Raw genomic sequence first — 12598 nt, 5'->3', positions numbered from 1 at the left:
TTCGATTACTGCGGGGAAGCGGCATGTCGCGACCTCAGGACCGCAGGAAGACGTTCGAAAACCTCAACGCACGGATTCGATCGGGCCTTCCGCGCGGCCGTGGATGAACTGTTGCAGATAAGGGTCTGACGTTTCGCCCATTTCCGCGATCGGACCGGTCCAGCGGATCTTGCCGGCATGCAGCATCGCCACCCGGTCGGCGATGGTGCGGACGGAGGTCATGTCATGGGTGATCGTCATCGTGGTCGCGCCCATCTCTGTCACGATCTCGCGGATCAACTCATTGATCACGCCCGACATGATCGGGTCGAGCCCGGTCGTCGGCTCGTCGAAGAAGATGATCTCGGGCTCGGCGGCGATGGCTCGGGCCAGGCCCACGCGCTTCTGCATGCCGCCCGACAGCTCGGCCGGGTAGAGGTCGGCCACCTCGGGCTTCAGGCCCACGCGGCGCAGTTTTTCCACCGCGACCTCGCGCGCTTCCGCCTTGCCCATCTTCTTCGGGCCGCGGATCAGGCGGAAGGCGACGTTCTGCCAGACCGACAGGCTGTCGAACAGCGCGCCGCCTTGGAAGAGCATGCCGAACCGGTCGAGGAAGGCCTCGCGGCTGACCGTCGCGACATCCTCGCCGCCGACAAGGATCTTGCCGCTGTCCGGGTGGATCAGACCGAGAATGCATTTCAGCATCACCGACTTGCCGGTGCCCGAGCCGCCGATGATCACCATGCTCTCGCCCTTGGGGACCGACAGCGAGATGCCGTCGAGCACGCGCTTCGGCCCGAAGGCCTTGGAAAGGGTCTGGAGCTCGATCATGACGAGAAGAACGCCTCGGTCAGCAGGTAGTTCGAGGCGAGGATCAGCACCGAGGCAGCGACCACGGCCGATTTCGTCGCAGCGCCAACGCCTTGCGCGCCGCGGCCCGAGTTCAGCCCGTAGAAGCATCCCATGGTCGCGACGATGAAGCCGAAGACCGCGCCCTTCACCAGACCCGAGCCGACATCCCAGAACTGCAGGAAGTCGACGGTGGCCTGCAGGTAGGTGTGGCCGTTGAAGCCAAGGCGCGAGATGCCCAGCAGGTAACCGCCCATGATCCCGATCGAGTCGCCCGTGGCCACCAGTAGCGGCATGCAGAGCGTCGCGGCCAACACCCGCGGAACCGTCAGGTATTTCATCGGGTTGGTGGACAGAGTTACCAAGGCGTCGACCTGCTCGGTCACCTTCATCGTGCCGATCTCCGCCGCGATCGACGAGGCGACGCGGGCCGCGACCATCAGGCCGCCCAGCACGGGGCCAAGCTCGCGGGTCATGCCGATGGCGACGATCTGCGGCACCACGAACTCGGCCGAGAAGCGCGAGCCGCCGGCATAGATCTGCAGCGCCAGCGCCGCGCCGGTGAAGATCGCGGTCATGCCCACAACGGGCAGCGACAGCCAGCCGATCTGCAGGCAGGCGACAAGGAATTCGCGCCAGTAGAAGGGCGGGCGGACCATGTGCGAAACGGTTTCGGCCGCGAAGATCGAGACACGACCGACCCCGGTCAGCAGCCCGATCACCGCGCGCCCGATCACCGCGAGCGGGCGCGTGATCACAAGGCTCATGCCCCACCCCCGTGGTAGATCCGGTTGTAGCGCGGCCCGAGGCCGGTGAGGATCTCATAGCCGATGGTCCCTGCGACCGCGGCCAGATCGTCGGCAGACTGCTTCTCGCCCAGCATGTCGAGATGGGTGGGCGTGTCGGCCAGATGGGTCACGTCGACGGTGATCAGGTCCATCGAGACGCGGCCAAGGATCGGGCAGGGCACCAGCCCCTGCCACAGATGGGCGCGCGACGACAGGGTGCGGTGCAGCCCGTCGGCGTAGCCGGCGGCGACTGTCGCCACCAGCATCTGCGTCTCGGCGGTGAAGGTGTTCGAATAGCCCACCGTCTCGCCGGCCGAGATCTCGCGGATCTGGATCACCGGCAGCGACAGGCGGACGGCCTTGCGGCCTTCGGTGAAGGGCGCGCAGCCATGCAGGCCGATGCCGGGGCGCACGAGTTCGAAATGGTAGTCGGGGCCCAGCAGGATGCCCCCCGTGGCCGAAAGCGAGCGCGGCACGCCGGTATCCTCGGTCAGGCGCAGGAATTCCTCGCGCTGATAGGGGTTCATCGGATGCGTGGGCTCGTCGGCGCAGGCGAGGTGCGACATCAGAAGCGTCGGACCTGCTTCCAGCACGATGCCCGCGGCGGCTTCCCATTCCGCGGCCTCGAGCCCGAGGCGGTTCATCCCGGTATCCAGCTGGATGCCGAAGGGCGCGCCGGGCAGCGTCTCGAAATGCATCGTGATCTGGTCGAGCGAATTCAGCATCGGCACCAGCTGGGCGCCTCCGATCACCTCGGCATCGCCCGCCATGTGGCCGCCGAAGACCGAGATCGCGGGGCCGGGCCCAAGGGCGCGGCGCAGCGCGCCGCCCTCGTCGGCCGAGGCCACGAAGAAGTTGCGGGCCCCGGCGCCGGCCAGCGCGCGGGCGACGACGCCCGCCCCCAGCCCGTAGGCATCGGCCTTGACCACGGCACCGGTGTCGACACCGGCTCCGGTCAGGCGGTCCAGCGCGCGCCAGTTGGCGATGACGGCATCGAGATCGATGTGCAGTTCGGGCTTTGCCATGCGGGCTTTCTCGGCAGGGGCGGGCGGAAGGTCAAGGGAAAACGGCGCGCTGTCTCAGCCGTGAGCCGGGCCCGCATCGGCGGGTTCGGGGTCGATCGCCTCGGGGCCGGGTTCGGGTTCGGTGGCGGCGCGGCGAGGCCGCGAGATCAGAAGCGCCACGTCGACGAGCGCCCGGGCCGCCGAGAGCCCGCCGGGGCAGGTCATGTAGAAGGGCGACCAGACCGGCCCGAATTTCTGCTTGTAGCGGCGCAGGCCGTCGAAGCTGTAGAACTCGTCGCCGCGCCGGTAGATCAGCGTGCCGACCCGCGCCCAGACCGGGGCCAGCGGATGGTCGGGCAGGCCCGACAGCGGCGCGCCGCCGAGGCTGAACCAGCGGAAGCCCTGCGCCTTGGCGTGCAGGATCGCCTCGCACATGAAGGCCTCCATCAGCACCGGCGAGACGCCGCCAAGGTGGCGCATCAGGTCCACCGCCATCTCGTTCTGCGCGCCCGAGGCCCAGAGGTTGGCGAATGCGACGATCCGCCCTTCCTGCCGCATGATCGCGAGGTCGAAATTCGCCAGATAGGCCGGGTGGAAGGCGCCGAGCGAGAAGCCCTTCTCCATCCCCTTGCGCTCGGCCAGCCAGGCGTCCGAGACCGGGCGCAGCTCTTCGATCAGGGCGGGGACCCGGGCGGCGGCGATCACCTCGAAGACCAGCCCGTCGCGTTCGGCGCGCTTGCGGGCATAGCGCAGGTCCTTGCGGGCGGGGCCGTCCATCGAGAAGGCGGGCAGGTCAATGCGGGCGACCTCGCCGATCTTCAGGATCGAATGGCCCAGTTCCAGCAGCTTCTCGATCCGGGCGAAGGGCAGCGAGTAGAAGACCGGCTTCATCCGGGCGCGGTCGGCCATCTCGACGAAGCGCCACATCAGCTTTTCGCCCGCCGCCTCATCACCCACCGGGCCGCCGAGGCAGACCCAGCTGCGCCCCGAGATGCCGTACATCAGGAAGGCGCTTTCGTCCTCGGCGACGAGGAAGCGCTTGTCGCCCAGAAGGGCGACCTGCCGCGCGGAATCGGGGCAGTCGGCGATCAGGCGGCGCACGGCGGGGGGCACGGGCAGGGCACGCGGCAGCCGCGAGGGCGCGGGGCGGTTGATCAGCCCGTCGAGCGCGATCACCGCCAGCGCCACCGCCAGCGCCAGCGAGGCGCGCAGACCGCGCGAGGCGTCGCCCGACCACGCGAAGGTCCAGAAATCCTCGGTCACGAAGGAATGGTCGCGGAAGCCCACGACGGTCAGCAGGATGGTGGCGGCGACGATCACCGCGACCGCGGCCAGCCAGCCGCGGGCCGGTCGGAAGTCGCGCCAGTCGCCGCGGCGGTGGAAGGCGCCGCGCGCCAGAGTCAGCAGCAGCGCCATGCCGGCCAGCAGCAGCGCGGCCTCCCAGCGCAGGCCCTTGGCCAGCGCGAAGACTGCGCCCGCCAGCAGCACCACGGTGGCGATCACGCGGGCCTTGTTCATGCGCAGGGCAAGGCCGCGGGCAAGGATGATCAGCGCGAGGCCCGCGAGCGAGGAAAACAGGTGCGAGGCCTCGGTGAAGGTCAGCGGCAGGGTGGTGCTGAGAAGGCGTTGGCGCCAGCGGATCTCGGCCCCGGTGCCCTGCAGCAGCAGGTCGATGCCGCCGAGGAAGACCATGACCGCCAGCAGGTAGGGGGCGATCGGGCGCAGGGCGACGGCAGCCTCGATCACCGGCGCGGCAAGGTCGGCCACGCGCTCCGGCAGTTCGGCAAGGCGCGCGCGCAGGGTTTCGCTGGGCGCGCGGTGGCGGGCATGCTCGGCCTCGGCCACCGCATCCATCTGCGCCTCTTCGGCCGAGCTTGGCGGCGCGGGAGGGCGCGGGCGGCGCTTGCCCTCTGCGGCCGGGGTTGCGGTCGGCGTCGGGTCGGTCATCGCGCGGGCCTTCGGTCCGGGGAGGGGATCGCGCCCGGCATGGCCTTGCCGGACCGCAGCGTCAAGTCACGAGCCTGCGCTCAGTAGCCGGCATCGTGGTCGCCGCCGTCCTGCCACGGCCGGACGAGGTTGCCGAAGCGGGTGAAGCGGCCCTCGAAGGACAGCTCGACGGTGCCGATCGGCCCGTGACGCTGCTTGCCAAGGATCACCTCGGCCTTGCCATGGACGCGCTCCATGGTTTCCTGCCACTTCGCCATCGCCTCGAGATTGTCTTCGCCGGGCTTCTCGCGTTCCTTATAATATTCATCGCGATACACGAACATGACGACGTCGGCATCCTGCTCGATCGAGCCCGATTCCCGAAGGTCGCTCAGCTGCGGGCGCTTGTCCTCGCGGCTTTCGACCGTCCGGCTCAGCTGCGACAGCGCGACGACCGGGATGTTCAACTCCTTGGCGATCGCCTTCAGGCCCATCGAGATCTCGCCGATCTCCTGCACCCGGTTGTCGCCCTTGCCAGTGCCGCGCAAGAGCTGCAGGTAGTCGACGAAGATCACGTCGAGCCCGTGGGTCCGCTTCAGCCGCCGGCAGCGCGCGGCCACCTGGCTGATCGGCAGGGCGGGGGTGTCGTCGATATAGAGCGGGCAGTTCTGCAGCGTCTTCGCGGCCTCGACGAAGCGGCGGAACTCGGCCTCGGTCATGTCGCCGCGGCGGATCTGCTCGGACGGCACTTCCGAGGCTTCGGACAGCACCCGCGCCGCCAGCTGCTCGGCCGACATCTCGAGGCTGAAGAAGCCGACGACGCCGCCCTCGACCGCGCCTTCGACCCCGTCATGGCGCATGCCGCGCTTGTAGGCCTTGGCGATGTTGAAGGCGATGTTGGTCGCGAGCGAGGTCTTCCCCATCGAGGGGCGCCCCGCGAGGATCAGAAGGTCGGAGGGGTGCAGCCCGCCCAGCTTCTTGTCGAGGTCGATGAGACCCGTCGAGACGCCCGACAGCCCGCCGTCGCGCTGGTAGGCGGCGTTGGCCGAATTGACGGCCTCGGTCACGGCCTTGAGGAAGCTGACAAAACCCTTTTCGGCGGTGCCCTGTTCCGACAGCTGGTAGAGCCGCTGTTCGGCCTGGACGATCTGTTCCTTCGGCTCGTTGTCGACGGCGACGCGGCTGGCCTTTTCCGAGATGTCGCGGCCCAGCTGGATCAGCTCGCGCCGCACGGCGAGGTCATAGATCATCTGCGCATAGTCGCGCGCGGCATAGGCCGAGATCGCGGCCCCCGCCAGACGCGCGAGATAGGCGGGCCCGCCCAGCGTCTTCAGGCCTTCGTCCTCTTCGAGGAAGCCCTTGATCGTGACCGGCGAGGCCAGCGCGTTCTTGCGGATCCGCGCCTCGCAGACCTCGAAGATGCGCCGGTGCACGGGTTCGAAGAAATGGTCCGCCTTCACCACGTTCTGCACGCGGTCGTAGACGTCGTTGTTGGTCAGAAGCGTGCCGAGCAGCTGCTGCTCGGCCTCGATGTTGTGCGGAAGCGCCGCGGTGCCGGCCTCGTCGGCCGAGCCGTCCGTGGCCATGTCGCGGCTCATGTCCCGGCCCATGTCCCGGACTGCCCTGATCTCGTTCATCCTGTGCGTCCCGCCATCAATCTGCACCGGGCCTCCACGGACGCTTTGCGCGCCTCGCGTGACCTTATCGCCCCCGACCCCCGTCGAAGCCTCGCATATGCCGCGCGGCGGTCGTTCATTCAATCTTCTTAAGTCTGTGGACAACCGGGGCAGAGTCGCTGCCCGGCGCGGCCCGCTCGTCCAGATATCGTAGCACGGCGGTCGTGGATCGCAAAACCTCAGGTGGTGCCATCCCGTGGACCGCGGGCAGGGGCGCTTCTCCCCGAGTCGTCCACAAAGGCTCCACAGGCTTGCCCACCGGCGCCGTGGCGCCCGAAGGCGGTCGGCCGGATCCCGCCGGCCGCCGCTGCCCGATCGGCAGGCATCAGCCCTTGCGGGCGTCCTGCCATTCGCGGGGCGCGTTCAGGAAGGCCTCGACCTCGGTCAGGGTGGCGGCATCGAAGGCGCCCTGCGCGCGGGCCTCGGCCAGCACGTCCCACCAGGTGCACAGGTGGTGCAGCTTCACGCCATGCGCGGCCAGGTTCGGCTCGGTCTGCGGGAAGATGCCGTAGTAGAAGATGACGGCGGTGTGCCCGCAGGTCGCGCCGGTCTCGCGGATCGCGTCGACGAAGCTGAGCTTCGAGCCGCCGTCGGTGGTCAGGTCCTCGACCAGCAGCACGCGCTGGCCCTCGGTCATCGCGCCCTCGATCCGGGCGTTGCGGCCGTAGCCCTTGGGCTTCTTGCGCACATAGGTCATCGGCAGCGCCATCCGCTCTGCCACCATCGCGGCGAAGGGGATGCCCGCGGTCTCGCCGCCCGCGATGTTGTCGAAGGCCTCGAAGCCCGCCTCGCGCATGACGGTGACGGCGAGGAAGTCCATCAGCGTCGCGCGGATGCGCGGATAGGAGATCAGCTTGCGGCAGTCGATATAGGTCGGCGAGGGCAGGCCCGAGGCGAGGGTGAACGGCGTCTCGGCGTTGAAATGCACCGCCTTGATCTCGAGCAGCATCCGCGCGGTCAGACGCGCGATCTCTTCCTTCGGGGGGTAGCTGGTCGGGATCATGGCATCTTCCTCGGGCTGGTGTTTCTTGCTGGCTCAAATATCCCCGCCGGAGGCGTCTGTGGCCGGGTCCGGGAGCCTCCGGCGGGGATATTTTTGCCAATGCGAAAACGCAATCGGCTTTCGTCAGTCCTCGACCGCCCAATGCACCGGGTAGCCGGGATCGAAGACGGTGACGGTCTCGTCGCCCGCCGGGATCGTGGCGGGGAAGCTGACGGGCGCCTCGCGCTTCGTCAGCGTGATCGTCGCCTCGTTCACCGGCAGGCGGTAGAAGGCCGGGCCGTTGCGCGAGGCGAAGGCTTCGAGCCGGTCCAGCGCGCCGTCCTCTTCGAAGACATGGGCCAGAAGGCTCATGGTGTTGGTGGCGGTGAAGCAGCCGGCGCAGCCGCAGGCATGTTCCTTGAGCCGGTCGGGATGCGGGGCCGAGTCGGTGCCGAGGAAGAAGCGCGCCTCGCCGCTCGTCGCGGCCTCGCGCAGGGCCAGCCGGTGCTCTTCGCGCTTGGCGACCGGCAGGCAGTAGTAGTGCGGCTTGATGCCGCCGACGAGGATGTGGTTGCGGTTGATGATCAGGTGATGCGTCGTGATCGTCGCCGCGAGATCGTCACCGCCCGAGCGCGCGTAATCGACGCCCTGCTTCGTGGTGATGTGTTCCATCACCACCCGCAGGCCCGGCGTGGCGCGGCGCAGCGGGTCAAGCACGGTGTCGATGAACACCGCCTCGCGGTCGAAGATGTCGACCGAGGGGGTGGTGACCTCGCCGTGGATGCACAGCGGAATGCCGCGCTCGGCCATCAGCTCCAGCACGCCGCGGACATTGTCGAAGTTGCGCACGCCGCCATGGGAATTGGTCGTGGCCCCCGCCGGGTAGAGCTTCAGCGCGGTGATCAGCCCGGCGTCATGCGCCGCGGCCACGTCGGCCGGGTCGGTGTGCTCGGTCAGGTAGAGCGTCATCAGCGGCGTGAAGTCCATGCCCGCGGGCAGGGCGGCGAGGATCCGCGCGCGATAGGCGGTGGCGTCGGCGGCGGTGACCACCGGCGGCACGAGGTTCGGCATGATGATCGCGCGGGCGAAATGGCGCGCGGTCTCGGGCAGGACGGCCTCGAGCATCGCGCCGTCGCGCAGGTGCAGGTGCCAGTCGTCGGGGCGGCGGAGCGTGATCTGGGTCATGGCGTCCCGCTATACCGAACACGGCCGCGAATCCAGTGACTCGCGCGCGGGCGGGGACGACTGCCCGGAAAAGCGGCAGATGCCTTGAAAGCGGCAGGGGGTGCCCACGGCAACCGGGGGCGGGGCTTGGCGCGGCGGGCGTGAGGGCGCATAGACTGGAGCCATGTATGACGAGACTTCAGCGCCCGCGCCGATCCCGGACGCGCCCGCAGGAACGCCCGCCGGGCGGATGCAGCGTGCCGAGGGGCGCGCGCGGGTGACGCTTTCTGCCGGCGAGGGCGGGCGGATGCGGCTGGGGACGCTGTCGCAGGCCGGTTCGGCCAAGGCCTTCCTGCCGAAGATCCACGGCCCGGTGCCCGAGGTGGTGTTCCTGAACACCGCTGGCGGGCTAACCGGGGGCGACCGGCTGTCCTATGCGCTGGAACTGGGGGCGGGGGCTGCGGCCGTGGCCACCACCCAGACCGCCGAGCGCGCCTATTCCGCGGGCGGGGATGGCGCGCAGCGCGCCACGATGGAGGTGCGCCTGACGCTGGGCACCGGGGCGGCGCTCGACTGGCTGCCGCAGGAGACGATCCTTTACGAGGGCGCCGGGCTGACGCGGGTCACCCGCGCCGATCTGGCCCCGGGCGCGCGCCTGCTGATGGCCGAGGCGCTGGTGCTGGGCCGGCAGGCGATGGGCGAGCGGGTCGGGCGGCTGCGGCTGTCGGACCGGCGCGAGGTCTGGCGCGGCGGCGTGCCGCAGTTCATCGACCCCTTCGCGCTGACCGATGCGGCGCTGGACAGCCCCGACCGCGGCCCGCGGTTCGCGCTGCTGGGCGGCGCGCGGGCGCTTGCGACCGTGGCGTTTCTCGCCGATGGTGCCGAGGCGGCGGCCGGGCCGCTGCGGGCCGCGCTCTCGGGGCTCGAAGGGGCCGAGGCCGCGGTCTCGGGCTGGGACGGGCGCTGCCTCGTGCGGCTGCGCGCGGCCGAGGGTCTGGGCTTGCGCCGCGCGCTGGCGCTGGTGCTGACCCGGCTGCGGGGCGGGGCGGCGCTGCCGCGCGTCTGGCAGATGTGACGCCGGGCCCGCTGCGGCCGGGGGATCGCGGGCCGCAGGGCCCGGATATGAGGTCGGGCCCGCCGGGCCCGGACGCACAGGACCGGGGCCCGCGGGTGCCGGGGACGGAACAGGTCGGGCCCGCTGGGTCCCGGCGACGGACTTGAAGGAACGGGTGGGGCATGAACCTGACGCCACGGGAAAAGGACAAGCTTCTGGTGAGCCTCGCGGCGATGGTCGCGCGGGGCCGGCTGGAGCGCGGGGTGAAGCTCAATCACCCCGAGGCGATCGCACTGATCACCGATTTCGTCGTCGAGGGCGCGCGCGCCGGCCGCACCGTCGCCGACCTGATGGAGGCCGGCGCCCATGTCGTGACCGCCGAGCAGTGCATGACCGGCATCCCCGAGATGATCCATGACGTGCAGGTCGAAGCGACCTTCCCCGACGGCACCAAGCTGGTCACCGTCCACCACCCGATCCGCTAGAGCCGACCCCAGACCGCGTTCCGCCCGAAGATGACCGCAGGAGAAGACCCCGCCATGAAGACACAGAACCTGACCGCGCTCGCCCTTGCCGCGGCGGCCGCCCCCGGCCTTGCCATCGCCCATCCCGGCCATGGCGCGGATCATCCCGGCACCTTCCTCGACGGGCTGCTGCATCCGCTGAGCGGGGCGGACCACCTGCTGGCCATGGTGGCGATCGGGCTCTGGGCCGCGCAGATGGCGCAGGGCCGCGGCCGCGGACCGGCGCTGGCGCTGCCGGCGACCTTCCTCGCCAGCCTTCTCGGCGGCGCGGTAGCCGCGCGCGCGGGCTTCGTGCTGCCGGTGGTCGAGCCGGTGATCCTCGCCTCGGTCATCGTGCTGGGCGGGCTGATCGCGGCGGCGGTGCGGATGCCGATGGGGGCCGCGCTGGGGATGGTCGCGCTGTTCGGCGCCGCCCACGGCGCCGCGCATGCGATCGAGGGGCCGGAAAGCGGCATGGCGATCTACGTGGCGGGCTTCGTCGCGATGACCGCGGCGCTGCATGCCGCCGGGCTTGTTCTCGGGCTGGCGGGCGCGCGTCTGACCCGCTTCCTTGGCGCCGGAACCGCCGTCGCCGGCGCGACCTCGGTGCTGGCCGGGGTTGTCTTCGGCCTGCAGATCTGAGGAGCCGCGCATGATCCCCGGAGAGGTTTTCCCCGCCGAAGGCGAGATCGAGCTGAACGCCGGCCGCGAGGTGCTGGTGCTGACCGTCGCCAACACCGGCGACCGCCCGATCCAGGTCGGCAGCCACTACCATTTCGCCGAGACCAACGCCGGCCTCGCCTTCGACCGCGACGCGGCGCGGGGGATGCGGCTCGACATCGCCGCGGGAACCGCCGTGCGGTTCGAGCCGGGACAAAGTCGCGAGGTTCGCCTGGTGCCCTATGCCGGGGCGCGCCGGGTTTTCGGCTTCAATCAGAAGGTGATGGGCGCTCTCTGAGCCCCTGTCGTCCCGGACTGCGACCACGGCCCCGCTCTGCGGGGCCGTTTGTCATCTTGACGCCGCGTTGCGGCGATAGTCTCCTTTGCATGCGCAGAAAAGTTTCCGCCCCTGCGGAACCCGCTCTGCAAGGCTGTGCGTTCGCTTCGGGTGGTATCCCGGCGCCGGTGACCGGGACTGATGGAGACGAGCATGACGCGCAGGACTTCCAACGCCTTCAATCCGTTCGACAGCTTTTATCTCGGTCTCGACATGTGGCGCATCGGGGTGGAATCTCAGGCGGTGATCGCCATGCGCACGCTGGGCATGATCGGCCTGTGGTCGATTCGCCCGCAGGAGATGACCCGCATGGTCAGCGAAAAGCCCGAGGCCGCTTTTGCCGCCTGGCAGGCCGCCAGTCTTGCGATGATGCGCGGTGCCGGGCTCGAGGCCGTGACCCGCGCCGCGCTGCGCCCGGTGGGCCGGCGCACCGGATCGAACATGCGCCGCCTGGCCCGGATGGGACCCGGCATCTGCGGATGACCTGACGACGTGAAACGCGCTTTTGGGAAACGCGCTTTGGGAGGAGCACAACCATGACCCGCACCGGAGGCTGCCACTGCGGCGCCGTTCGCTACAGCGTCGAGATCGAGGATCTCGGCAAGCCGATCGCCTGCAACTGTTCGCGCTGCCAGAAGCTTGGCGCGCTTCTGGTCTTCGCGCCGCGTGCGGCCTTCCGGCTGGACAAGGGCGAGGACAGGCTGACCGACTACCGCTTCGCCTCGGGGCGGATCGCGCATCTGTTCTGCAAGGACTGCGGGATCGAGAGCTTCGCCTATGGCAGCACGCCCGACGGCACGGAGATGGCCGCGATCAACGTGAACTGCCTTGACGCCGACTGTCTGGACGGACTCGAGCCGCGCCGGATGGAGACGACCTTCCACGACGGCCGCTCGGCCTGAGCCACGGCTTCCCGACCCCACTTCAGTCACACGGCACTTCCGAAGGAGACTTCCGATGGACATGACCAAGGCCTGGATTACCCCGTTCGACCTCTGGCAGGACCAAGTCCTGCACTGGCAGGAGATCTGGCAGAAGCAGATGCAGTTCTGCTCTGACATCGTGGCGCTGACGCTGGGCATGGCCTCGCACAGCGTGGACGGCACCGTCTCGGTGGTCGAGACCGCCATGAAGGCAACCACGAAGACCGCGACCGAAGCCACGACGGCCGCTGCCGCGCAGGTGGCCGAGGCGATCCCCGCCAAGACCCGCGAGAAGGTCGCGGCGAAGCTGGCCGAGGTCGAGCCGAAGGTCGAGGCGGTGGTCGAGACCGTGACCGAACAGGTGGCCGACGCGACCGAAACCACGGTCGCCGCGACCGAGGCCATGGCAGAGACCGTGGCCGAAACCGTGACCGACAGCGTCGAGACCGCGACCGCGGCCACCGAGGCCGCGACCGAGACGGCGGTCAAGACCGCGACCGAGACGGCAGAGGCCACCGCAGAGGCGGCAAAGACCGTGGCGGCCGAGGGCGAGAGCATGGCGGCCCGCGCGACGCGCGCGGCGGCGCGGGGCGGGCGCCCGGGCGTGCGGGCGGCGAAGAAGCCCGGCACCCCGCTCTGACCGGGCGGGCCGAGCGTCGGCGCGCTGCCCGGATTTTGGGCAGCGCGGGCAGGTGTCACGGCGGCAGTGCCGTGGCGGGGGGCTGCGCGGTTTGACAGGGCAGCCGTGGCGCG

Annotated in this window: 14 protein-coding genes; 7 read left to right on the top strand and 7 right to left on the bottom strand. The window is 69.9% G+C overall.

Features of this window, described 5'->3' with window-relative positions; translation table 11 throughout:
* Positions 1–63: 63 nt before the first annotated feature.
* The 7 genes from V8J36_RS06055 to pyrC all read right to left on the bottom strand — a co-directional run bounded on the left by V8J36_RS06055 (position 64) and on the right by pyrC (position 8389).
* On the bottom strand, positions 64–810 hold the full coding sequence (locus V8J36_RS06055) for an ABC transporter ATP-binding protein (RefSeq protein WP_336466378.1): 747 nt from the start codon (positions 808–810) through the stop codon (positions 64–66).
* Complete coding sequence (locus tag V8J36_RS06050; protein WP_336466377.1) at positions 807–1595, bottom strand: MlaE family ABC transporter permease; 789 nt, start codon at positions 1593–1595, stop codon at positions 807–809. Before V8J36_RS06050 ends, V8J36_RS06055 begins: the two co-directional genes overlap by 4 nt.
* Entirely contained in the window at positions 1592–2641 is a 1050-nt protein-coding gene (alr, locus tag V8J36_RS06045) for an alanine racemase (RefSeq protein ID WP_336466376.1), read from the bottom strand. Before alr ends, V8J36_RS06050 begins: the two co-directional genes overlap by 4 nt.
* 54 nt (positions 2642–2695) lie before the next feature.
* Positions 2696–4567 (bottom strand): phosphatidylglycerol lysyltransferase domain-containing protein, encoded by a 1872-nt coding sequence (locus V8J36_RS06040; protein WP_336466375.1) that lies wholly within the window; start codon positions 4565–4567, stop codon positions 2696–2698.
* An 80-nt stretch (positions 4568–4647) separates the two neighbouring features.
* Positions 4648–6144, bottom strand: coding sequence for a replicative DNA helicase (locus tag V8J36_RS06035; RefSeq protein WP_336466884.1), 1497 nt, complete (start codon positions 6142–6144; stop codon positions 4648–4650).
* 403 nt (positions 6145–6547) lie between these two features.
* Entirely contained in the window at positions 6548–7225 is a 678-nt protein-coding gene (locus tag V8J36_RS06030; protein ID WP_336466374.1) for an orotate phosphoribosyltransferase, read from the bottom strand.
* A 123-nt stretch (positions 7226–7348) separates the two neighbouring features.
* The gene (pyrC, locus tag V8J36_RS06025) at positions 7349–8389 is read right to left on the bottom strand and encodes a dihydroorotase (RefSeq protein WP_336466373.1); all 1041 of its coding nucleotides are present in this window, start codon (positions 8387–8389) and stop codon (positions 7349–7351) included.
* Between the two features lie 163 nt (positions 8390–8552).
* Here pyrC and V8J36_RS06020 point away from each other — a divergent pair, with 163 nt between their 5' ends.
* The 7 genes from V8J36_RS06020 to V8J36_RS05990 all read left to right on the top strand — a co-directional run bounded on the left by V8J36_RS06020 (position 8553) and on the right by V8J36_RS05990 (position 12485).
* On the top strand, positions 8553–9443 hold the full coding sequence (locus tag V8J36_RS06020; protein WP_336466372.1) for an urease accessory protein UreD: 891 nt from the start codon (positions 8553–8555) through the stop codon (positions 9441–9443).
* Positions 9444–9604: 161 nt separating this feature from the next.
* Positions 9605–9907 (top strand): urease subunit gamma, encoded by a 303-nt coding sequence (locus V8J36_RS06015; protein ID WP_336466371.1) that lies wholly within the window; start codon positions 9605–9607, stop codon positions 9905–9907.
* 54 nt (positions 9908–9961) lie between these two features.
* Positions 9962–10567: a HupE/UreJ family protein gene (locus tag V8J36_RS06010; protein ID WP_336466370.1), complete on the top strand. Its 606-nt coding sequence runs from the start codon at positions 9962–9964 to the stop codon at positions 10565–10567.
* A 10-nt stretch (positions 10568–10577) separates the two neighbouring features.
* Entirely contained in the window at positions 10578–10883 is a 306-nt protein-coding gene (locus V8J36_RS06005) for an urease subunit beta (protein WP_336466369.1), read from the top strand.
* A 192-nt stretch (positions 10884–11075) separates the two neighbouring features.
* Positions 11076–11405 carry an antifreeze protein gene (locus V8J36_RS06000; RefSeq protein ID WP_336466368.1) on the top strand — a complete coding sequence of 110 codons (330 nt, stop codon included), beginning with the start codon at positions 11076–11078 and terminating at the stop codon, positions 11403–11405.
* 53 nt (positions 11406–11458) lie between these two features.
* Positions 11459–11824, top strand: coding sequence for a GFA family protein (locus V8J36_RS05995; protein WP_336466367.1), 366 nt, complete (start codon positions 11459–11461; stop codon positions 11822–11824).
* 55 nt (positions 11825–11879) lie between these two features.
* Positions 11880–12485, top strand: a complete 606-nt coding sequence (locus V8J36_RS05990; protein WP_336466366.1) for a hypothetical protein — start codon at positions 11880–11882, stop codon at positions 12483–12485.
* Positions 12486–12598 lie beyond the last annotated feature (113 nt).

It is taken from the genome of Frigidibacter sp. MR17.14, from assembly GCF_037095735.1.
In the GTDB taxonomy this organism is placed as follows: Bacteria; Pseudomonadota; Alphaproteobacteria; order Rhodobacterales; family Rhodobacteraceae; genus Frigidibacter.
The sequence above is the reverse complement of the archived record's forward strand: the minus strand, read 5'-3'. Positions and strand labels throughout refer to the sequence as shown.

Excerpts from the sequence above, each read along its gene's own strand:
- V8J36_RS06005 (WP_336466369.1), top strand. The coding sequence starts at position 10,578 with ATGATCCCCGGAGAGGTTTTCCCCGCCGAAGGCGAGATCGAGCTGAAC.
- V8J36_RS06035 (WP_336466884.1), bottom strand. The coding sequence starts at position 6,144 with ATGAGCCGCGACATGGCCACGGACGGCTCGGCCGACGAGGCCGGCACC.
- V8J36_RS05990 (WP_336466366.1), top strand. The coding sequence starts at position 11,880 with ATGGACATGACCAAGGCCTGGATTACCCCGTTCGACCTCTGGCAGGAC.
- alr (WP_336466376.1), bottom strand. The coding sequence starts at position 2,641 with ATGGCAAAGCCCGAACTGCACATCGATCTCGATGCCGTCATCGCCAAC.
- V8J36_RS06020 (WP_336466372.1), top strand. The coding sequence starts at position 8,553 with ATGTATGACGAGACTTCAGCGCCCGCGCCGATCCCGGACGCGCCCGCA.
- V8J36_RS06030 (WP_336466374.1), bottom strand. The coding sequence starts at position 7,225 with ATGATCCCGACCAGCTACCCCCCGAAGGAAGAGATCGCGCGTCTGACC.
- V8J36_RS06000 (WP_336466368.1), top strand. The coding sequence starts at position 11,076 with ATGACGCGCAGGACTTCCAACGCCTTCAATCCGTTCGACAGCTTTTAT.
- V8J36_RS06050 (WP_336466377.1), bottom strand. The coding sequence starts at position 1,595 with ATGAGCCTTGTGATCACGCGCCCGCTCGCGGTGATCGGGCGCGCGGTG.
- V8J36_RS06015 (WP_336466371.1), top strand. The coding sequence starts at position 9,605 with ATGAACCTGACGCCACGGGAAAAGGACAAGCTTCTGGTGAGCCTCGCG.
- pyrC (WP_336466373.1), bottom strand. The coding sequence starts at position 8,389 with ATGACCCAGATCACGCTCCGCCGCCCCGACGACTGGCACCTGCACCTG.
- V8J36_RS06010 (WP_336466370.1), top strand. The coding sequence starts at position 9,962 with ATGAAGACACAGAACCTGACCGCGCTCGCCCTTGCCGCGGCGGCCGCC.
- V8J36_RS06040 (WP_336466375.1), bottom strand. The coding sequence starts at position 4,567 with ATGACCGACCCGACGCCGACCGCAACCCCGGCCGCAGAGGGCAAGCGC.
- V8J36_RS05995 (WP_336466367.1), top strand. The coding sequence starts at position 11,459 with ATGACCCGCACCGGAGGCTGCCACTGCGGCGCCGTTCGCTACAGCGTC.
- V8J36_RS06055 (WP_336466378.1), bottom strand. The coding sequence starts at position 810 with ATGATCGAGCTCCAGACCCTTTCCAAGGCCTTCGGGCCGAAGCGCGTG.